Source organism: Acinetobacter sp. (genome assembly GCF_045628685.1).
Lineage (GTDB): Bacteria > Pseudomonadota > Gammaproteobacteria > Pseudomonadales > Moraxellaceae > Acinetobacter.
Genome location: NZ_JAZQPV010000096.1, coordinates 1 through 21,241, shown reverse-complemented (window position 1 = coordinate 21,241; position 21,241 = coordinate 1). Strand labels below are relative to the sequence as shown.

Sequence of the window (21,241 nt, the reverse complement as noted above, 5' to 3'; positions counted from 1 at the left end):
ACTACACAAACCAAAGACTCTAACCACCATGTCTGATTTTACAGAAATCTTCTGTGCCATTGATGATTTTTTTAAGAAATTTGAACCTATCTATTGGCAATTTCTCAAGCAGGAAAATAAGCGTAAACGAATTCGATTAGCAACCTTATCCCTCTCTGAAATTGTGACGATTGCAATTTGTTATAAAACCTCGCAAGTAAATAACTTTAAAACATTTTTTCAATTGCTTTATCAATTTGAGAGTAAATTATTTAAGTCTTTGCCTTGCTATAAAAATATGCTCAGCCTGATTAACCAACATCAGCTTGCGATTCATGCACTACACCGTGCTTTAAGCAAAGGACAAGCATGTCAATATCTATGGATTGATTCAACACCTTTACCTGTTTGTAAAAACAAAAGAATTCCTAGAGGTCACCATGCTTTGGACGATATTGCTTCTCGTGGCAAAAGTTCTATAGACTGGTTTTATGGTTGCAAATTACACCTTCTCATGAATAGTGAAGGACAAATTGTGAATACAGTTTTATCCGCTGGACACATTGCAGACATTAGAAAAATCGAAGAATTAGTTGATGGCTTATTGGCAACTGTTTATGGAGATAGAGGTTATATTGGAAAATCGATAAAAACCAAATTATTAGAGCAAGATATCGATTTAATTACTTATCCTAGAAAGAATATGCGAGTAAGTCTATTGCCTTTTTCTGATGAATACCACTTGAGACAGCGGAAAAGAATTGAAACTTTAATTGGCTTATTGAAAGAAAAATACCATTTAGTAAACAGTAAACATCGGGCTATTTACGGTTTCCTAGCAGGCATATTTTCTTCTCTATGTGCCTATCAACTCTGTCAGAAGAATAAGCCAAAAATTCATGTCGTTAGAAATTTAGCTTATCCGTAACTAGGGTTAAACTACGTAAAATTTTAATGTCTTTTAATCATCGCTAACGAACCAACTGCTCAGTAATCACAGGTTCAATTTTAATCAGCTCGATTTCACCATAGAAGGTCGAAAAAGCCACATCTCCTGCATCCATACCGGTTCCAATTCGAATCAAATTTTCTACAGGCGCCAAGCGGGTTGGATCAAACAACACCCATCCACCCTCTAAATAAGCTTCAAAAATCGCGTGAAAATCCGGTAAAAATTTTTCTATCTCGACATAACCCACCACCATGCGTGCCGGAATGCCTAAAGCACGGCACAGTGCAATGCCCAAATGGGCAAAGTCACGGCAGACTCCCGCCCGATGGATAAGTACGTCTGTTGCGGTAGTAAACTGGTCAGAGCTGCCCGACACATAAAAAATATTGTTATAAATCCACTGTTCAATCGCTTTGACCCGCGGATAGCCCGATGTCATCCAGCCAAATGAGCGGTTTGCCATGTCGACCAGCAGGTCTGAATTACAATAGCGACTGGCCAATAAATAAGGCAGCACTTCATCTGGTAAATCGGAAACAACCACTTCATTAAGGTTTTGCTGAAGTTCGACATTGATAGCAGGATGACGCTCAACTGTCGCGCTATAGTTCACTTCAAAATGATCACAAGGTTCGACATGCAAACGAATATGACGGTTTTGATGATTTGAGTCCTGAAATTCATGCCATGCCACCGGCAGGTTAAAGCTCAGTTGTTCTTCGAGAATATTCTGATCGGAATGATGCGCCGTCTGAACCATAAAAATAAATTCTGTAGGCTGCACTATCTTGTATTTTAAATGGCATTGAATTTGGTAAGTGGTCATGAACTTCCTTATTTTTAAGCATTATTTTACTGTATGCAGATTAAACCAATTTCATGCAAACAATCGTATTAGATCAGTTTATCTTTATCACAATTTCATTTATCTGCTGAAATAGAGGAATGCGATCCATCCGATTTATTCCTGATTTTCAGACCCGCCGCCATCGACCTATTAAAGCCAAAATTACAGTATGCCGATCCATGCTCGCATCGTTTCAGTCTCTTTTGTTTTTTTCAAAAAAGGATCCTCACATTAACCCTTTGCCACTCCCCTGCAAAGTCCTTATAATTGAGCACAATTTTTCTCTAATTTTAAGTGGATGACCATGAGTCGCGCCATATCGCATATTGATACCTTCCAAGGCTTAATTCTTGCCTTACAAACTTACTGGGCGGAGCAAGGCTGCGTCATTTTGCAACCTTATGATATGGAAATGGGTGCAGGGACATTCCACACTGCGACTTTCCTTCGTGCACTGGGGCCTGAAACCTGGAATGCAGCTTACGTTCAGCCATCACGCCGTCCCAAAGATGGCCGTTATGGTGAAAACCCGAACCGTCTGCAGCATTACTACCAGTTCCAGGTAGTCTTGAAGCCAAACCCGGACAACATCCAGCAGTTGTACCTTGACTCGTTAAAAGCGATTGGTATTGACCCGCTGGTACACGACATTCGTTTCGTGGAAGACAATTGGGAATCTCCAACACTAGGTGCTTGGGGCTTGGGTTGGGAAGTTTGGCTCAACGGTATGGAAGTGACGCAGTTCACTTACTTCCAGCAAGTCGGTGGTGTCGAATGTTACCCAGTAACAGGCGAAATCACCTACGGTCTTGAACGTCTTGCCATGTACCTGCAAGGTGTGGATTCAGTTTACGATCTGATTTGGACCAAAGGTCAGTTCGGTACAGTAACGTATGGCGATGTATTCCACCAAAACGAAGTGGAACAATCGACCTATAACTTCGAATATGCCAACGTTGAAAAAATGTTTGAACTGTTCGATTTCTACGAAGCTGAAGCGACACGTTTAATTGAAGCTGAACTTCCATTACCAGCCTACGAACAAGTCATTAAAGCATCACATAGCTTCAACCTGCTTGATGCTCGTGGTGCGATTTCAGTGACTGAACGTCAGCGTTATATTTTACGTGTACGTACTTTGGCACGTTCAATTGCACAAAGCTACGTAGCAGCACGTGCGAAGCTTGGCTTCCCAATGGCTGAACCACAGTTACGTGATGAAGTTCTGGCACAGTTAAAAGCACAAGTTGAAGCAGAAGCGAAAGAAGCCCACAAGGAGAGCAAATAATGTCTAAACATACCGTTTTGTTCGAATTGGGTTGTGAAGAACTTCCACCAAAAAGCTTAAAAAAATTACGTGATGCGTTGCACGCTGAAACCGTTAAAGGCTTAAAAGATGCAGGTCTGGCATTCGATTCGATCGAAGCATATGCAGCACCACGTCGTCTGGCACTTAAAATTGTCAACGTTGATGGCGCTCAAGCAGACACTCAAAAACGTTTTGATGGTCCTGCAAAACAAGCTGCATTTGATGCTGAAGGCAAACCAACACGCGCCCTTGAAGGCTTTATGCGTGGTCAAGGCATTACAGTTGATCAAGTTTCAACTTTCCAAGCTGGTAAAGTTGAAAAAGTGTGCTACTTAAAAGATGTAAAAGGTCAAAGCCTTGACGTGCTTTTACCGCAAATTTTGCAAGCCGCTTTAGACAACCTTCCAATTGCAAAACGTATGCGTTCTGCGGCAAGCCGTACTGAATTCGTGCGTCCTGTAAAATGGGTGGTATTGCTTAAGGATAATGCTGTCATTGATGCAACCATTCAGGACCATAAAGCAGGCAACGTGACTTTTGGTCACCGTTTCCATGCACCTGAAGCGATTACGTTGACACATGCTGATGAATACTTAAGCAAGCTTAAAGCAGCGCACGTTGTGGCTTCTTTTGAAGAACGTCAAGCGATCATCGACCAGCAAGTCAAAGCCTTGGCTGATGAAGTAAATGCAATTGCGATTGTCCCTGCGGATCTTCGTGACGAAGTGACTGCACTGGTTGAATGGCCTGTTGCACTTCGCGCGAGCTTCGAAGAACGCTTCCTTGCGGTTCCTCAAGAAGCACTGATCACTACAATGCAGGACAACCAAAAGTACTTCTGCTTGGTGAATAGTGACAATAAACTTCAGCCTTACTTCATTACCGTTTCAAACATTGAGTCTAAAGATCCGACTCAAATTATTGAAGGTAACGAGAAAGTGGTTCGTCCACGTTTGTCTGATGCTGAATTCTTCTTCTTGCAAGATCAAAAGCAACCGCTTGCGTCTCGTAAAGAGAAATTGGCAAATATGGTATTCCAGGCACAATTGGGTACTTTGTGGGATAAATCGACTCGTATTGCAAAACTAGCTGTAGCGCTTGCGCCAATTACAGGTGCTGCGCCTTCTGATGCTGAAAAAGCTGCGCTTCTTGCAAAATGTGACTTAACTTCTGAATTGGTGGGTGAATTCCCTGAACTTCAAGGGATTGCAGGTACTTATTACGCACGCATTGAAGGCGAAAATGATGAAGTCGCTGAGTCTTTAGGTGAGCAATACCTACCTAAGTTCGCGGGTGACGTTTTACCGAAAACTAAAACAGGCACAACCATTGCCCTTGCTGACCGTTTAGATACGCTCACAGGTATTTTCGGTATTGGTCAGGCACCTACAGGTTCTAAAGACCCGTTTGCGCTGCGTCGTTCTGCGATTGGTATTTTGCGTCTTGTAACTGAAAACGAGCTTGATGTTTCAATTGAAGACCTGATCAAACTTGCACTTGCTGCTTATGGAGATGTATTGAAAGATCACGACAAGACGCTAAAAGATGCAGTGGCATTCCTTGAGGGTCGTTACCGTGCGAAATATGAAGATCAGGGCGTTGCGGTTGATGTGATTCAGGCGGTTCAAGCCTTGTCTCCAAAATCACCGCTTGATTTTGACAAGCGTGTCAATGCAGTAAATCATTTCCGTGAACTTCCTGAAGCTGCTGCTTTGGCTGCTGCAAACAAACGTGTTGCCAACATTCTTGCAAAAGAAGCTGCACCTGAAGGCGCTGTGGTTGAAGCAAATCTGGTTGAAGACGCCGAAAAAGCTTTGTTCGCTGAACTTGCGAAAATTACACCAGTAGTGGAGCCGTTATTCGCTGCCAAAGACTACACTGCTGCCCTGTCTGCACTTGCTGCGCTTCGTTCGCCTATAGATGCGTTCTTTGACGGTGTAATGGTGATGGCAGATGATGCAGACCTGAAAGCAAACCGTTTACGTATGCTTGCTCAGTTACGTGGCTTGTTTACGAGTGTTGCGGACATTTCGGTGTTACAGCACTAAGAAATTTAGCTGATAAAAAACCCGTTTTAGAGCGGGTTTTTTATTTCAAATTGAATAGCACTATTTGGGTATAGCTTCTCACATTTTTTTATTTCTTTTTAATCTCCTCTTTTACTACTATCCACCACAAATAAAAGAGTATTTTTCTATGAATAAAAAGTTTGTTCTACCATTTTTATTAAGTAGCACTGTCATCTTAGCAACTGGCTGTAATGATAATTCAGATAAAGATAATAAAGTGATTACACAACCTGTTATTACCCCTTCATCCAGCCTTACTGGTTTAGCAAGTGAAGATCAAATCAATGCTGAAAAGCAAGCACTCGAATTTATCAATACTCCTGAATCTCAAGCTGCATTAAAATTAAAAGCAGCAGACTTGCTTCAAATTGCAAAATCGAATGGAACAGAAATAGATGATTACAATCTAACCTTACTTGATCAAGCCATCCAAGAAACGACTTTCGCAAGTGCATTGAGCTTATATAATAATGATAAAAGCAATGAAAAAATCATCTCAATTTTAGCTGCAGCCCATACTTGGTTTGGTGTAAATGCATTAGGCTCTCGCACTGTGTTTGATAATCCAGATACTACTTATCGCACGATTCCAATCGATACAAATGTAAGCTATGTGATTAAAGGCACAGCTAATAGCAAATTACCACTAGATGTCAACTTCTCATTATGGGATAAGAATAACCAAACTTTATCCAATCTTGCTACAAGTGATTTAGTCCGAAATAAGGATGGCTCATTTGAAATTTACGTCAGTAAACAATCAGCTCCCTCAACATATGCTAACTATATTCAGTTAAAAGATACGGCAACCTCTATTTTTATTAGAAACACAATTAACGATTGGAAAAATCAGCAATTCGATAAACTTTCTATCGAGCGTGCGGAGGGTTCTAAACGCATTCCAATTATTACAAAAGATGATCAATATAAGAGTTTCTTATCAAATTTAACGAGTGCGGGACCCGCCTATAATTATTATTACAAACTATCGAATGCTCCATCAGTTAATACTTTACCCGAACTCACACTAGGTGGAACGGAAGGAAGACTCTCGACACAAGCTGCTACGTATAGCCCATTCCATATTGAAGATGATGAAGCACTTATTTTCACAACAACATTAGGAGATGCGAATTACTTTATTTTACCAGTTTATAATCAATGGTTTATTACCACCAATTATATACACAAAACACAAACCTTAAATAATGCACAATCTTTAGCAAATGCTGATGGTAGTTATACCTATGTCATTTCCAAAAAAGACCCTGGTATTTATAACTGGATTGATACAGATGGCTTAAACCATGGCTATTTAAATCCACGTTGGCAAGGTCTATCAGGCAATCCTAACCAAGCCTTACCTACAGCATTACTCAAACTAGTAAAACTGGTAGATTTAAAAAATGAATTGCCGAGTGGAATAAAACTCGTTAATGAAGCTGAACGAAAAACACAGCTTGAACTCCGTAAAAAAAGTTATGAATTAAGATACACACCTTAATTACGTATAGGAATAAAAGAACCACCTATTATGGTGGTTCTTTTATTCTAATTTTACTCACTTTAAAACAATAAAGACTTTAATTAAATTTATAGCCAACTATTCCCTACTTCCCTATACTCAACTTAACAACACTCAACAAGAAAGAATCATATGAAATTTAAAGCTCTTATTTTGACTGGTCTTGCGGGTATTGCTCTTTCAGCGTGTACATCTGCACCCAAAATTCCACAGCTTGAAACGGGTGTATTACAGGAAGTTCAAAACCTGGAAGTCTATCCGGACACGACCAACAATAAAGCCAAAATCACCAAATTCCCTGGAAAATGCGTGATTGAATTTACCGGTAATCTGGAAGCAGGGAAATCGGTAGAACAATGGGTATTTAAAGGCTTAACCCTTATTTCAGGTGGCTCGGCAACATTTGCCAAAGATGGTACAAGTACAGCAAACAATTTTGATCTGCATGCGCCAGAAGTGCAAAAAAACTTCCTTGCACTCCGTAATCATTTTCATGAAGATGCTTTAGCTCAGTGTAACTAATCCCCCTCGGAATCACTGACTCAATATTGATTCGGTGATTCTTGTCCCCTTTTTAATATAAAACCATCTATTATTTGATTTCCAGTCAAATACCGTTTATCGATATTTATTCTAAAATGTCACATATAAATACTTTGTATCCAAGCTCAATTTTTCTTTTTGAAAAATAATTAAAATTCAAAAACTAAAAAAATGACAGCTAAAAATTGCGTTCACATATCCATCAAAATTGTTCATTCGAGGTTGTTAAAACGTTTGAATTTATTCTCAAGTTAATGATTTATCTATTAAATCTAATATGATATTTCAGTCTAAAAACTCGACTTTCATCGGGTTCTGTCATATAGGATAAATCGCGCTATGAACAGCATGAAAATAAAATTGACCGCAGCGATTCTTTTAATCTCTTCTTTCATTTTTGCAAACACTGCCGTACAGGCAGCGAAGGATGCAAAGGTAGAACCAAGTACTCCAAAAGTCGATCAGGCTGGAGAAAAAGGTAGCGATAAAACTCAAGCTGGCAAAAATACTTCAGGAAATAGTGACCATTCGGCCAATGAAAAACGTCAAACCAATGATGAGACAAGTTCACATCCCAGTAATATGGACATCAACGGTACAACGCATGCTGAGTTGAATAATCTGGCTGGAAGACCGCATACACCCTCGCCCAATGAAGTCTGGGTTGCTGATGAAAACTAAAATCTTGTCTTTAAGCCCTATATTTAAAAAAGCTCATTTCTATGGGCTTTTCCTTTAGCTGTGCATCAAGAAGCTATTTTAATGTTATGAATCTGTAGCCATTTCATCAAACTTCATATTTCCAGCAAACTTAGCCTTTAGAATCAAGTTAAATAGAGATGAAATGACTTCAAATGAGTATTAAAACAGGAATGAAACCCACAATGAAAAAGATAAAAGCTGCATTAATTACTAGCGCAATTTTAGCTTCAACTCCGCTTTTTGCCCAAACGACGACGACAAGCGAAACTGTGACTCCAACACAGCGTCAGGCTGCATCTTATGGCGATAACCCGAATATCTTTAAAGTACTTACTCAAAAGGCGCAAACAACGGTGCAAAATACGGCTGAAAAATTTGATCATGCAGCGCAAAAAGGAATTGCGAAAGTAAAACCTAAAGTTGAAAATGCCTGGGAAGAAACCAAAGATTTTGCCAGTGAAAAATCAGTAATCGCGATAGAAAAAACTCAAAATGCGGCAGTAAAAGTGAATAATAAATTAAATGAAACCAAAGATGGTCTTATTGGCAGTCCAGAAGAGCAGTCTGCGCCTATTGTTTCCCATCCTTTGAGCCAGTCATCGACCGGGGTTGATTCTGCACCCGTTCAGCAAGTACCCGCTACTCAAACACATCCGGTACAAAACAATGAAACCACACACTTATAAGAAATATGCCCTCTCCCTATTGGCAGAAGGTTCGTGTGAAAGCCGATTAATTCACTTGTCGAATCGGCTTCCCGGCTTTAAACGCTGCAACATTATCTAGCATCTGTTGCACAATACGTTGTCGTGCATCGACACTGCCCCACGCGCTATGCGGGGTAATAATCAGGTTTGGAATATCATCTGCCAATAACACATTGCCATTTTTAGGCGGTTCAACGGTGAGCACATCGGTTGCAGCTCCGGCAATTTTGCCTTGGCGTAAAGCATCGGCAAGTGCTTGTTCATTGACAATTCCGCCACGTGCACAGTTAATTAAAAATGCTGTAGATTTCATGGCATCGAAGGTTTCGGTATCTATCAAATTACGGGTATCTTCGGTTAAAGGACAATGTAGAGTCAGGAAATCAACTTGTGGCAGTAAATCTGTAAAAGGAATACGACTGGCATCAGCTGGACGATTGGGTAATGATCCAACCAAAACTTTCATGCCAAACGCTGCAGCCAGTTTTGCAATCGCCTGTCCCAATTCACCATAACCAATCACCCCTAAACGCTTGCCTTCAAGTTCAATAATCGGAAAATCCAGCAAACAAAACTGTGAGGCCTTATTCCATTCACCCTGCTTCACCGCGCAGTCATATTTAAGCAGTGAAGTGGCCAAAGCCAGCATTAAAGCCAAGGTGTGTTGTGCCACCGCAGACGTGCCATAGCCCTGACAATTACATACCACAACGTTTTGTTCACGCGCTTGAATCAGGTCAACATTGTTTGTACCTGTCGCGGAAATTAAAATTAGTTTTAAATTTGGACATTGCCGAATCGTTGCTGCATCCAGCACCACTTTATTACTGATGATGACATCTGCATGCTGTACGTGCTCTAAAACCTGTGCTGGGCTCATGCCTGGAAATAGGGTTAATTCATCAAAAGCCGCTTCGAGTGCGCTAAAATCCAAATCATTTTGATCGAGTGATTCATAATCTAAAAATACGGCTTTCATCATGCATTCCTTGGCTAGTTTAGATAGGGGCTGAAATTATTTTGCCCTACATTAAAAGCTAGATTTATATGCTTTTTCAACCAAATTCAGCCATGAGATATGAAAAAACCCACTATTTAGTGGGTTTGTTAATATGGACTTGAATCGACTTCCGAATTTCATAAAATACATAGATTGCTAGAGCAAAAACAACAAGCAACCCCCCGCCCATAATGATATAAGTCGGATCTGGACTCTGGGCCAAAGCATAGGAAGGTATGAATATAGAGATGATGGTTAAAAGCACAGCCGGTATAAAATCATGTTTCATCCTTAAGCACCCTGTATGGTTTATTTGTTTATTGTTCAACTTTTAGCAAATCTAACTTGCCTTATATTTTCTATCTTAGACCGATTAAAATATAAAGCAAGCGTTCAAAAATCAGACCAAAGTCGAGTTTATTTTAAACAATTAAAGGCTATTCAATCCTGCTTAAGACAATTCTGGTTGAGTAATAAATTGAGCAGTTTCCGATGTGTCTTCAATAAAATCATAGCTGCCATACTCATTCGTGCTTAAGTTGAACTGCTTATAACTGAGCAAGTAAAAATCGCTATATTTCTTGATCACAATCGGATGCATTCCTGTTAATAACGGTTCTTGTTCCTTAAACAGCTTCATGACCTGTCGATCATTCATTGCCACTACATAGCGTTCGTCATTCAAATTAATCTGTACCAAACCAGTGCCCTTGGCAAAAATCGGAATCAAAAATTTATGATTTAAGGCAATTGCGCCAGCGGCATAGCTTTCAATTTTCTGGCTGATGACATTGAATACCAGACTATGACCGAAACAGTCCAGTAAATGACTGCGGTTTTCCTGAGGCAAATTCACCTGAATACCCAGTTTCTGTAAATCCTGCTGACTGACCTGCTTGTTGCTCAGCAATTCTCGCAGTAAGTTCTGCTTCAACTTTGCATCAAAAAACTGGTTATCCAGCTGTAAATCATTGTTAATTAAAATCGAGCCCAAGGCATTGCGGTGACGCGGCAATAAATTTTCAATGACTTTACGATAATAGAACTTACTGCTCTTTTTCACCTGACGAATCTTCTTATAGAAATAAGTTTCATCAAACTCATGCATTAAAAAGTCATACAGCAATTCTGAACTGGCCAAAACAGCAATCGCATCGTGTCCGGTAAAAGGCAGATTCAAGGTCCGAATTTGCGGCACAACCTGTTCAAGTTTTAAATAATGTGCACGATCTTCAGGATAGTAAGGGTCATAAACTAGAATGTATTCACGCTCGGCTGAAACATCCTGAGGCTGCACCTGCATATTGGCATTTAATTCCGCATGGAAAAACATATTATAGCGCGGGTCTTCGACATCTTCAGGATTGATTGAATACTGCGGTACCAAGGCAACCACGCGCTTTAAATCGAGTAAATTGGAATACTTGATGGCAGCATAACCGCCCATTGAACCGCCATAGCCAATCCGGGTTTTAAACGGCGCAATCAGCTCCTGTATCTCGGCAAACATCTGTCGCATTGAGCTTTCAGGAAACCACGATTTCTGCTTCGGCATAATCCCGATCACATTAAAATCATGTTTATGCAAAGATTTTTCAGCATTAATCGACAGCCCCTTGGCGCGGGTAATTAAATCGCCAAAAGAGAAAATCAGCTCATCCGATGAGCCTTTTAAAAATATTGCACGAATTTGTTCGTCTTCAAAAATAATGTGTTTATCCATTTCCACACCGAAGCAAATCGGCCCTTGTTTTTTTACAGTCAATAGAACAAATAGACACCTTGCCTATTTACGAAAAGCGACTATGGTATTTTATAGATGCCAAGAATATTAAAAAGCGCAAAATATGACACAATCACTCCATCCAGCTGCTCAAAAAGGCTTTAGTTCTGCTGCAGAACTTTATCAACAGGTCCGTCCCAATTATCCACAGGACATCGTGAACTGGCTACAATATCAGCTGCAACTATGTGAAAAATCGCAGGTCATCGATCTGGGTTCCGGTACTGGCAAATTCTTACCCTACTTACAGCAAATTACCTCACATATAACCGCGATTGAACCGATTCAGGAAATGCTGGCACAGCTGCAACAGGCATATCCAGAAATTCAAACCCTGCAAGCCAGCAGTGAATATTTGCCCGTCACTGCAAATAGCATAGATGCCGTGATTTGTGCGCAATCCTTCCACTGGTTTGCCAATCTGGAGACTTTACAGCAAATTCATCAAGTCTTGAAACCCTCTGGACATTTGGTCCTGATCTGGAATCAGCGTGATATAAACGTTGACTGGGTCAAGGCATTGGCAGACCTGATTAAACCTTTGGAGGGTAACACACCTCGTTATCATAGTGAAAAGTGGAAAGATGTGTTCCAGCAACAATCGTTATTTCAGCTGGAACATATCCAGAATTTTCAGCAGCAGCATGTCGGTACAGTAGAAAATGTGGTGTCGAAACGTTTGCTGTCGACCAGTTTTATTGCAGCCCTGCCTGAGCAGGAACAGCAGCAATTAAAAGTCCTATTTGAACAGATTGTCTTCAGTTACACTGGTAAAGATCCACACGATGAAATTGCTTTCCCTTATCTGACCCATGCTTATGATTTTAAAAAAATTGATCAAAAATAAGGAATCATCATGAAAAAACTTCAACTGAAACAACTTGGGCTGCCGGTGTTGTTGTGTTCAAGTGTATTGCTGAGTGCGTGTGATCACAGCAAAAATAGCGCAACTCAAAATGATAAAATTCAACCTGAAGATAAAGTCATGCAGGAGTTGATTACTGAACCGGTCAAATCTTTTGAGAAAACGCCAGATGATCAACATGATATTGCCTTACTGACTGACTTTGATAAGCGCTTCAGCCAAATGAGTGACGAGATGGAAGACGAACTGATCAAAATGGAGGAGGAAGGTTCACTGACGGATGAATTTGCACAAAACCGTAAACGTGACAACATTCGCTCGGCTTTAAACATGCTCAAAGATTTGGATTTAAAAACTGAACAAGGACGCTATATTCAAGGCTTGATTGCTGAATATTGGCAAAATCAAGCCAGACTGTATGAGGGGCGCAAAGATAAAAAAACCGAACCTGTTAAAAACTCGGCAGACAAGATCAAAGGGCTCGGCGAGTTTTTGCATGCCCAGGAACAACTGGAATATTGGCGGTCACAATATCCTGAAGCGAGTAAAGCGGAAACCGTAAAATCAGCCTCATAAAGAAGGGCAGTTGATCCCGTCTCTTGATTGGAGTGACTTATGCTCGCTCATCATATTGAGGCAGGCCATCGCAAATACTATCCCACTCTGCCTTGGAGGCAGCAAAGATATGTTGGGTCGGCTTTTGCTGAAGTGGTGTATCCAGTGTGCCAATTCTCAAACGATACAGATCCGGTGTTTCGGCTTTAATACTCATAATTGGTGAGCCACAATCGGCACAAAAACAGCGCTGAGTCGTATCACTAGATTGGAACTTTTTCAGCAAATGCTCACCTTGCACAATTTTAAAATCTGCTTTTTGAATTGGAGCATTGCTGGCAAAAGCTGTACCATTGGCTTTACGGCATTTTTGGCAATGACACTGCACGATGTCACCAATTTCGCCCTGAATTTCATAGCGTAAACCGCCACATAAACAGCTTCCGCTATACTGGTTTTCTTTAGACATAACACTCGCATTTTTTATAATGGTTGAACTTTCACCCTAGCATGCTTTAAATCACAGTTCAAAATCGTCCTTATTCTATTTTTGCAGCCAGGTAGTCATGCACCCCTTCACCTGCGGCACGGCCTGTGGCAAAACATGCAGTCAATAAATAACCGCCGGTCGGTGCATCCCAATCCAGCATCTCGCCACAACAAAACACCTGCGGATTTGACTTTAACTGGAGTCGTTCAGACAAGACATCACGTTTGATACCACCCGCACAGCTAATTGCTTCTTCAATCGGACGCAAGCCCGCTAAAGGAATAGCCAAATGCTTAATCTGCTGTGCTAAAGCCAAGGGATCATTCCATACATCTTTAGCCACCAGTTCACGAACTAAACTGGCTTTGGCATGGTCTAGACCAGCTTTACGCCAGACATTACTTAAAGACTGCTTTTTACTTGGTTGTAATTTTTGCGCGAGCTGCTCAACCGTCTGATCTGGAATTAAATCCAAATATAGTTGCATGGCCTGACCATTTTTAAGCTGCTGACGCAATGCACGTCCCTGTTTATAGATCAAACCGCTCTCTAAACCATAATGACTAATCACAATATCACCCATGGTTTTGACTTGACCATCCACCCATGCTTCAACCCGTTTTAAAGGCTGACCAAATACCGGTTGCATAAACTTGGACCAGGACCGTTCTACGCCGGCATTACTCGCCTGAAAGGCTTCAATTTCATCCCGAGATAACCATTGTTGCCATGCACCATCACTGCCAAGCCGTGACCATGACACCGCACCGCAGGCCAGCACAATGGCATCAAACTGCTCGGTTTCAACCTGTTCCGTGACCAGGTTTTTAAGCTGTAATTCGGAACCATTTAAATCCAGACATTGATGGCGATAATGAAAAATCACACCATGCTCAGTTAAGCGTTTTAACCAGGCACGCAATAATGGCGCAGCTTTCATATCAACTGGAAATACCCGACCGGATGAACCGACATAGGATTCGATGCCTAAATCTTTCATCCATTGTTGAATCCATTTCGCATCCCACTGTTGTATCCAGGTTGCAAGCCAGTCTGCCTGATCATAGCGCTGAACAAACTGTGCCACAGGCTCGGCATGGGAAATATTTAAGCCTGTTTTTCCAGCCATTAAAAATTTACGTGCGGCTGAGGGTTTCTGTTCATAAACCTGCACCTCATAATCGTAATGGCTTAACACTTCCGCAGCCATCAGCCCTGCAGGACCTGCTCCAATAATTGCGACACGCTTTTTCATAACCCACTCATTCGGCATCTTTTGGATCAGTTTCTGATGCAGTTTCGATCACCACATTTTGCCCTTGTAACGGCATAAAGTCATCAAAACGGGTGGTATAGCCTTCTGGCTTGGTGATGATCAGTTGCTGACAGAGTTCACCGCGCTGCAAATATTTGATTTCAAAATGGGTACGTGCAGAAGTAGCGGGAATCACTTCTTTAACAAACGATAATTTCCACACCTCAATCAACTGCTGTTGCGCTTCTGCGATATAGTCAGGAATATTACTGGCTAAAGTCACCGTTCCACCGACCTGTAAACGTGATATTAAAAATTCAAAAAACGGCATATTCAACCAGCGTTGTGCCGGATTATGCGGTTCAGGATTAGGATATAAAATAAAAAATTGCTGCACTTGTGCAGGCAATAAAGCATGCACAATCCATGGCATGGCATCGGCATGAATCGCCTGTAAATTTTTTTGTCCTTCTAAGGCATGCTGTTTTTGCATGGCCACATATTTTTCACGGGTGCGTTCAATGGCAATCAATTTATGTTCGGGATGCTGACTCGAAAAAAGCAAAGCATGTTTACCTTTACCGGCACCAATTTCCACACAAATCGGCTCTGGCTGAATCATTTGAAAATCACGCGGCGCATGCATACGCTGTGCTTGAAATTGACGAATTGGCATAATCAGATCAAACTAACAAAAATCGGCTCAAGTCTAGCAAGAGCAACTGAGTTTGACTAATCGAATCATCATTTTTATCCGGAGTAATAAGATGCCTCGCACTTTTCCTTGCCCGCGTTGTGGCAAACCTTCGACTTGGGAAGGCAACGAGTTCCGTCCTTTTTGTTCAGAACGCTGTAAAATGATTGATCTGGGCGCTTGGGCAAATGATGAATATAAACTGCCAACTCAAGATGCACCGCAAGCTGATGACGGCCGTGAAGAAGATGAGTTTTAAAATGCTTTTTTAGAAAAAAGGGATAATAGATTGATGAAAGTCATTCATCAATCTGAACCAAAAGGGTTAGAATTCATCTTTTTGTATTCCAAACTTAAAAGAATAATACCCAAAACAAGAAGGATACCAATTGCGATAATGATTAGGTCTTGACTGTAAAAACCTAAACCTAAGCATACTAAAGCGCTCAGACTAAAAATGAATAATACTACTCGTGTAAACCAAAGCTTCACACCACCCCCCAATTATTTAGAATAAATTTAAAATAATGTGACTTATTAAAGCTTTTTATACACTAAAAGAGCCTGTGTCTAGTATTTTGTATTAAATTTGTTTTTTATTTGTGTAATAGAGAAATAAAATTAACCAAGAAAAATAATTCTTTATCAGATATCAAAAAATTCTTAATTTTCCGATAAAAAAATATTATTGCTCAATTTTCAAACCATCCTGCTAGGATAAAAATACCCATAAAAAATTTCTTTTTATAGCTTAAATCTACAAAATTATAAATTTTAATAATTATAAAAAAGGACCCTTCCCATGGGACTATGGTGTTTAAAAATTCTATTTTTTCTATTTGCCTTACTCAGCACTGTGAGTCTGGGTTTGGGATTTTATGCCTACGATGTCATTGTTATTTCAATTGGTATCTTATTTACTCTTACAGCAATTATTATTGTTTTAGAATTAAAGCAGCTGCTGAGTAGTCCTTTTAGAAGAGATTGATAAAATTGATTCATCAATCTCTGAAAAGCTCACCTTAACCCGCTTTACCCGCAACAAAAGGATTATGCTGTTTTTCAAAACCAATGCTACTGATTGGGCCATGTCCTGAAATAAATTGAGTTTCATCTGGCAGACTAAAACATTCATGCTGAATTGAATCTAGCAACTGTTGATGATTACCCCGTGGGAAATCGGTACGCCCAATAGAACCTTTAAACAGCACGTCACCTGTCCATAACAGACCATAATTTTTGTTATAGAACATCACATGGCCGGGAGTATGCCCTGGGGCAAAGCGCACTTCAAATTTTTCAGCCCCTAGCTTTAATACTTCACCGCCTTCAAGCCATTGACTAACATCTACCTTTTCTGGAATTGGAAAACCATAACGCGCTGATACTTCCTGAATCATATCCAGCCAGAAAGCATCTTCTTTATGCGGACCAATCACAGGAACATTCCACAGTTTGGTTAATGCACCTACTGCACCGGCATGATCCAGATGACCATGGGTCAACCATAAAGCTTTTACAGTCAAACCGAGTGCCTCAACTTCAGCGGCCAATTTTTCAGGTTCACCACCCGCATCAATCAGAACTGCTTCTTTACTTTCTGAATCCCAAACAATTGAACAGTTTTGCTGAAATGCCGTGACAGGAACAATTTTGACTTGCAACATGATGACGAAACCTCGATGAAATTAGTGGGCGAATGTTTGCGTTAACGCATCAAGATTAGCTTGAAGCAACATAGTGAGCAATGCAATATGATCTGCGCGAGCATTTAGTGCAGGAATATAAGCATAGTGTTCACCCCCCGCTGATTTAAAGGTTTCAGCATTTTGTAAAGCCAGTTCCTCTAAAGTCTCGAGACAATCTGCAGAAAATGCCGGACTCATAATCTGCACCGATTTTACCCCTTGCTCTGCCCATTCTTGCAGCAGCTGATCGGTATAAGGTTTTATCCATTCCTGTTTGCCAAAACGCGACTGGAAACTTATTCCCCATTGATCATCCTGCAAACCCAAAGCCTGTGCCACAAGTCGACCGGTAATACGACAACGGTCTGCATAGGGATCGCCCTTATCGGCATAAGGCTGTGGAATACCATGGAATGACATCAACAGTTTTTCTGCAACGCCATGCTCAGCCTGATAGTCCCGTACACTTTGTGCCAAAGCCTGAATATATAAAGGATGCTGATAATAATCACGAACAATCGACAAGCCGGGTAAATTGCGCTGGGTGAGTATCCACTTTGCCAATGCGTCATAGAGGGGAGCTGTCGAAGTTGCCGAATATTGAGGAAATAAAGGAAGTAAAATAATATGATCTTGTGGGTTTAGACTTAATTTTTGCAGCAATTCTTGAATGCCCGGATTACCATAGCTCATGGCAGGGACAATATTTAATTCAAATTGCGGATAGTGCTCAATTAATTGTTGTTTAACTGCTTTAACCTGTTGAAAGACAATTTCACGCATCGGTGAATCTTGTCCCCATACCATTGCATAAGCATGAGTCACCCGTTTAGGACGAAATGGCAAAATAAACAGTCTTAAAATGATTTGCCAAACCAGTTTTGGAATTTCAATAACCCGCTGATCAGATAAAAACTGCTTCAGAAAACGGCGCACTGCCGGAACAGTGGGTTCGTCTGGCGTACCCAAATTGGCTAAAATAATGGTGACTTTCGCTTTAGGTGCAGAAAACATCAAACGCTTTTCCAACATATATCAACGGCTTTACTTTAACAGTTTTCTGCACTTTCTCTATATAGATTAATATTGTGATTTAAATTGAAAAACACGATTATTATCCAGCAGATTGCTTTCTAAAAGCTTTTGTCCTTTGGAGGTAATTTGCCACAACATCCGTTGACGGTCGTCACGTCCAGATTGCACAATCCAGTCATTTTGACGCATTTGCATTTTAATACTGTGCAAGGCGCGAATATTAATTTGTGCACGTGCCACTGCATGTGCACGCGGCATTTCCACCCGTGCATCTTCTAGGCCCGTGTCGTTTAAATAGTCATTCATATATTTAGAAAAATATTCTTCTGGCGTCGGATTGACAAACATGGTGCCCAAAATATTCAGCAACTGCGCCCAAGTCAGTTTCTTTTGAATTTTCAGTTCCTTGAAATTGCCATCTTGATAGGCATGCATTCGATATTCAAAAGAAAATAATTCATGCATTGAAACTTTGGGTAAAGACAGAAAAGGATCGACTTCTCGCTTACCCACTTCTGTTTCCAGTTGCTCGATTTTAGCCTTGAGTTGATCAATTTCATCGTGCAGGGATTGGGTGTTCTGTGGTCTAACCCAGCCTGAAACAGGATAACGTTCAAGCATTTGTGGCATATTAAAACGTACTGCCAATTCCAAATCACGAATACTACGGTAAGTAAAAATCTGATCCGCTTCTTGTTGTAATAATTTACGAAATTCCAAGAATTTTTCCCGAAGTTCCGGTTTTTGATCCTGTAAAGCAGAGCCCCTAGATGCCGGGTCTTCATGCATAAAAACAATAATCGGTTTCTGTTTGGTGACCGCATAAATGTATTCGAGGTGCATATACCCGACACCTGACACAGATTGTTCACCGTATTGGCTGCCCAAAAGAATGACCACATAGTCGCAGTCATCAATTTGACGACGTGCAAATGCCGTACTCAAGGGGGTGCGTTGTTCTAATCCCCAAGAAAAGAACCCCATTCCCACCAGAGTCTGAGCTAAAACGATACGTTCGGGCTGCATCTCACTGCCAGACGTAGAAATAAAAACCTGATAACGCTTATCGAGCATTGGTTATCCTCTTCCAATTGCACATTACATTCCCAACTGTAGCTATGCTGATCAGTTCGGCTGTAATCGGCTACCCCAATCTAAAATTTAATTTTTTTTACTATATTTCAAAAGACTAGCTGCGTTTGTTGGCTTATTCAACAGTAATGTTGCGAATATCCCAAGTTAAATTCTCCTGAATCAGGCACTGCAACACAGTTTTTAAATTTTCTGCATTATTGCCACTGACATGACATTCGATTCTTAAGCTGTCTTTTTGATCTTGTTCAAATAATAACTCATTTTTAATCAAAATTCGGGCTGTTTGTCGCGCAACTGGTACACCAGAGTCAATTAATGTCAGTTTCTGACCAAAAATAGACTCAATCGCAGGTTTTAAGAAGGGATAATGCGTACAACCCAAAACCAAATAATCGGCTCCTTGGTCAACCACAGGTTGTAATATTTCTTTTAAGGTCGCTAAACATTCCACGCTCATCTGTGCACCCCTTTCCACAAAGGGCACCAAATCCAGACAGGTCACAGGAATGACAGTTACATGGGCAGGCAGGGCAAAACGCTGCATCACATCTTGAATCAGCTTGCCCCGAAAAGTTGCGGGGGTTGCAAGAACCGCCACGGTTTTAGATTTTGTCTGTAGTACAGCAGGTTTTAACGCAGGCACTAAACCGATAATCGGAAAGTCTGCGCCATAATGATCACGCAAATAATCCAGACTAAAAGCAGAAGCGGTATTGCACGCCACCACTGCCACTTTACAGCCCTGACGATACAGCCATTCAATTGCATCAGCGGTGAGCTCACGAATATTTTGATCATCACGTGGACCATAAGGTACGTTTGCAGTATCTGCATAATAAAGGATGTGTTCTTTGGGTAAATAATTTGCAATGTCCTGTGCAATCGACAATCCACCTATTCCAGAGTCAAAAATCCCAATCGGGGCATCAGGTTGCGCCTTGGGCATGGGATTTGTTAAAGGATAAATAGGATGAATGGCTGTCATAGTTTCACTTTCAGCAGTTCAGGAAATTGGAAGCACAAAGCTTAAACCTCAGGTGCCTAATTGCAAGTGAAAATCACCACTTTGTAAGTTTAAAATGGTTTCATTTTTGTCATTTTCAAGCAGCTCTCCCATTTCAATTAAATGAAAAAAAGCAGAACGTTGAATTAAGGCGTTGATGCCAAAACGGATATGAACATAAGGGCGTAATTCACCTGAATATTCACGCATAAAAATTGGATGTTCCCGGTCCACAATCACCACATCCTGTGTGGTAGTGGTGAATTGGATATATTTATTACCCCCAATTTCGACCTGATCCACCTGATTGACCAATAAAGGTTCATCTTCAACTTCTATTTCAATTTGCTCAACCGGCGTCTTTAAATAGAACTTGCCATCTTCTTTCCAGAGTACGGTTGAGAACAGGTCAATCATAGCTTGCCGTTTAATCAATTGACCTTCATGCCACCACTCTCCATTGGCTTTTACCTTCAAATCCATTGTACCGCAATGCTTTGGATGAAATTGCTCCAATGGGGGGATTGACCTTTTGTGACCAACCTGTGCATCTTTTAAGTATTGTGTAATACCCATTAAATTTTTATCATCAGGAATCGCGACATTTTTCGTCTGATTTGGTGCATTATTTTGATTAGCCATACCGAATACCCCTGTTGACGGAAAAATAATATGATTCAGCCAATTGGCTAGATCAAGGTTTAAAACTATACTAGCCCACAATATAAAAGACATGATAATAAAATTGTGTCTGGGCATTAAGAGCACTTATGGCAGCACCGGGTGAAATCACTACGGTTGCCACCTTCAAATCACATGAGGAGTCCTACATGGAACACATCGAACGTGAATCGATGGAGTTTGACGTCGTCATCGTTGGCGCAGGACCGGCCGGTCTGTCTGCAGCGATCAAGATCCGTCAACTTGCAATTGAAAACAACCTGAATGATCTGTCCGTTTGTGTCGTGGAAAAAGGCTCCGAAGTCGGTGCACATATTCTGTCGGGTGCGGTGCTTGAACCGCGTGCCATGAACGAGCTGTTCCCGGACTGGAAAGAACAGGGTGCGCCGTTAAATGTGCCGGTGACTGAAGACAAAACCTTCTTCCTGCTTTCAGATGAAAAATCACAGGAAGCGCCGCACTGG

Annotated in this window: 22 protein-coding genes; 11 read left to right on the top strand and 11 right to left on the bottom strand. The window is 40.9% G+C overall.

The genetic code is table 11. The features are described 5' to 3' along the window. The first annotated feature begins 28 nt into the window (after positions 1 to 28). The gene (locus tag ACKI4H_RS12660) at positions 29 to 907 is read left to right on the top strand and encodes an IS982 family transposase (RefSeq protein ID WP_407306264.1); all 879 of its coding nucleotides are present in this window, start codon (positions 29 to 31) and stop codon (positions 905 to 907) included. A 43-nt stretch (positions 908 to 950) separates the two neighbouring features. Here the strand turns inward: ACKI4H_RS12660 and ACKI4H_RS12655 are convergent, their stop codons facing one another. Beyond that, positions 951 to 1,757 carry a transglutaminase family protein gene (locus ACKI4H_RS12655; protein ID WP_407306263.1) on the bottom strand — a complete coding sequence of 269 codons (807 nt, stop codon included), beginning with the start codon at positions 1,755 to 1,757 and terminating at the stop codon, positions 951 to 953. Positions 1,758 to 2,082: 325 nt separating this feature from the next. Here ACKI4H_RS12655 and glyQ point away from each other — a divergent pair, with 325 nt between their 5' ends. The 6 genes from glyQ to ACKI4H_RS12625 all read left to right on the top strand — a co-directional run bounded on the left by glyQ (position 2,083) and on the right by ACKI4H_RS12625 (position 8,612). Then, on the top strand, positions 2,083 to 3,066 hold the full coding sequence (glyQ, locus tag ACKI4H_RS12650) for a glycine--tRNA ligase subunit alpha (RefSeq protein ID WP_407306261.1): 984 nt from the start codon (positions 2,083 to 2,085) through the stop codon (positions 3,064 to 3,066). Further along, positions 3,066 to 5,135: a glycine--tRNA ligase subunit beta gene (gene glyS / locus ACKI4H_RS12645; RefSeq protein ID WP_407306259.1), complete on the top strand. Its 2,070-nt coding sequence runs from the start codon at positions 3,066 to 3,068 to the stop codon at positions 5,133 to 5,135. Before glyQ ends, glyS begins: the two co-directional genes overlap by 1 nt. A 148-nt stretch (positions 5,136 to 5,283) precedes the next feature. Then, positions 5,284 to 6,660 (top strand): DUF1214 domain-containing protein, encoded by a 1,377-nt coding sequence (locus ACKI4H_RS12640; protein WP_407306258.1) that lies wholly within the window; start codon positions 5,284 to 5,286, stop codon positions 6,658 to 6,660. Between the two features lie 153 nt (positions 6,661 to 6,813). Then, complete coding sequence (locus ACKI4H_RS12635; RefSeq protein ID WP_407306256.1) at positions 6,814 to 7,203, top strand: hypothetical protein; 390 nt, start codon at positions 6,814 to 6,816, stop codon at positions 7,201 to 7,203. A 369-nt stretch (positions 7,204 to 7,572) separates the two neighbouring features. After that, the gene (locus ACKI4H_RS12630) at positions 7,573 to 7,905 is read left to right on the top strand and encodes a hypothetical protein (protein ID WP_407306254.1); all 333 of its coding nucleotides are present in this window, start codon (positions 7,573 to 7,575) and stop codon (positions 7,903 to 7,905) included. A 203-nt stretch (positions 7,906 to 8,108) separates the two neighbouring features. Beyond that, entirely contained in the window at positions 8,109 to 8,612 is a 504-nt protein-coding gene (locus tag ACKI4H_RS12625) for a hypothetical protein (protein WP_407306252.1), read from the top strand. 46 nt (positions 8,613 to 8,658) lie between these two features. Here ACKI4H_RS12625 and ACKI4H_RS12620 read toward each other — a convergent pair whose 3' ends face one another. Next, on the bottom strand, positions 8,659 to 9,612 hold the full coding sequence (locus ACKI4H_RS12620) for a 2-hydroxyacid dehydrogenase (protein ID WP_407306406.1): 954 nt from the start codon (positions 9,610 to 9,612) through the stop codon (positions 8,659 to 8,661). A 472-nt stretch (positions 9,613 to 10,084) separates the two neighbouring features. Continuing rightward, on the bottom strand, positions 10,085 to 11,356 hold the full coding sequence (locus ACKI4H_RS12615) for a hypothetical protein (protein ID WP_407306250.1): 1,272 nt from the start codon (positions 11,354 to 11,356) through the stop codon (positions 10,085 to 10,087). 124 nt (positions 11,357 to 11,480) lie between these two features. Between ACKI4H_RS12615 and ACKI4H_RS12610 the strand changes: the two genes are divergently transcribed. Both ACKI4H_RS12610 and ACKI4H_RS12605 read left to right on the top strand, forming a co-directional pair. Next, positions 11,481 to 12,263 (top strand): class I SAM-dependent methyltransferase, encoded by a 783-nt coding sequence (locus tag ACKI4H_RS12610; RefSeq protein WP_407306248.1) that lies wholly within the window; start codon positions 11,481 to 11,483, stop codon positions 12,261 to 12,263. Between the two features lie 9 nt (positions 12,264 to 12,272). After that, positions 12,273 to 12,857 (top strand): hypothetical protein, encoded by a 585-nt coding sequence (locus ACKI4H_RS12605; RefSeq protein WP_407306246.1) that lies wholly within the window; start codon positions 12,273 to 12,275, stop codon positions 12,855 to 12,857. 37 nt (positions 12,858 to 12,894) lie between these two features. Here ACKI4H_RS12605 and ACKI4H_RS12600 read toward each other — a convergent pair whose 3' ends face one another. From ACKI4H_RS12600 to ACKI4H_RS12590, 3 genes are all read right to left on the bottom strand, one after another. Further along, on the bottom strand, positions 12,895 to 13,305 hold the full coding sequence (locus ACKI4H_RS12600) for a GFA family protein (protein ID WP_407306244.1): 411 nt from the start codon (positions 13,303 to 13,305) through the stop codon (positions 12,895 to 12,897). 70 nt (positions 13,306 to 13,375) lie between these two features. After that, complete coding sequence (locus ACKI4H_RS12595; RefSeq protein WP_407306242.1) at positions 13,376 to 14,581, bottom strand: TIGR03862 family flavoprotein; 1,206 nt, start codon at positions 14,579 to 14,581, stop codon at positions 13,376 to 13,378. A 7-nt stretch (positions 14,582 to 14,588) separates the two neighbouring features. Continuing rightward, positions 14,589 to 15,263, bottom strand: coding sequence for an SAM-dependent methyltransferase (locus ACKI4H_RS12590; RefSeq protein ID WP_407306404.1), 675 nt, complete (start codon positions 15,261 to 15,263; stop codon positions 14,589 to 14,591). 85 nt (positions 15,264 to 15,348) lie between these two features. Here ACKI4H_RS12590 and ACKI4H_RS12585 point away from each other — a divergent pair, with 85 nt between their 5' ends. Beyond that, on the top strand, positions 15,349 to 15,534 hold the full coding sequence (locus ACKI4H_RS12585) for a DNA gyrase inhibitor YacG (protein ID WP_370982693.1): 186 nt from the start codon (positions 15,349 to 15,351) through the stop codon (positions 15,532 to 15,534). Between the two features lie 763 nt (positions 15,535 to 16,297). On the opposite strand, the gene ACKI4H_RS12580 is transcribed toward ACKI4H_RS12585, so the two are convergent. The 5 genes from ACKI4H_RS12580 to ACKI4H_RS12560 all read right to left on the bottom strand — a co-directional run bounded on the left by ACKI4H_RS12580 (position 16,298) and on the right by ACKI4H_RS12560 (position 20,738). After that, the gene (locus ACKI4H_RS12580; protein ID WP_407306240.1) at positions 16,298 to 16,942 is read right to left on the bottom strand and encodes an MBL fold metallo-hydrolase; all 645 of its coding nucleotides are present in this window, start codon (positions 16,940 to 16,942) and stop codon (positions 16,298 to 16,300) included. Positions 16,943 to 16,963: 21 nt separating this feature from the next. Continuing rightward, complete coding sequence (hemH, locus tag ACKI4H_RS12575; RefSeq protein ID WP_407306402.1) at positions 16,964 to 17,977, bottom strand: ferrochelatase; 1,014 nt, start codon at positions 17,975 to 17,977, stop codon at positions 16,964 to 16,966. A gap of 66 nt (positions 17,978 to 18,043) precedes the next feature. Beyond that, positions 18,044 to 19,072 (bottom strand): DUF4062 domain-containing protein, encoded by a 1,029-nt coding sequence (locus ACKI4H_RS12570; RefSeq protein ID WP_407306239.1) that lies wholly within the window; start codon positions 19,070 to 19,072, stop codon positions 18,044 to 18,046. A gap of 133 nt (positions 19,073 to 19,205) precedes the next feature. Beyond that, positions 19,206 to 20,078: a glutamate racemase gene (murI, locus tag ACKI4H_RS12565; RefSeq protein ID WP_407306237.1), complete on the bottom strand. Its 873-nt coding sequence runs from the start codon at positions 20,076 to 20,078 to the stop codon at positions 19,206 to 19,208. Between the two features lie 48 nt (positions 20,079 to 20,126). After that, entirely contained in the window at positions 20,127 to 20,738 is a 612-nt protein-coding gene (locus ACKI4H_RS12560) for a DUF1285 domain-containing protein (RefSeq protein WP_407306235.1), read from the bottom strand. 188 nt (positions 20,739 to 20,926) lie between these two features. On the opposite strand from ACKI4H_RS12560, the gene ACKI4H_RS12555 reads away from it, so the two are divergent. After that, a partial coding sequence (locus ACKI4H_RS12555) for an NAD(P)-binding protein (protein WP_407306400.1) occupies positions 20,927 to 21,241 on the top strand: 315 nt, incomplete at its 3' end.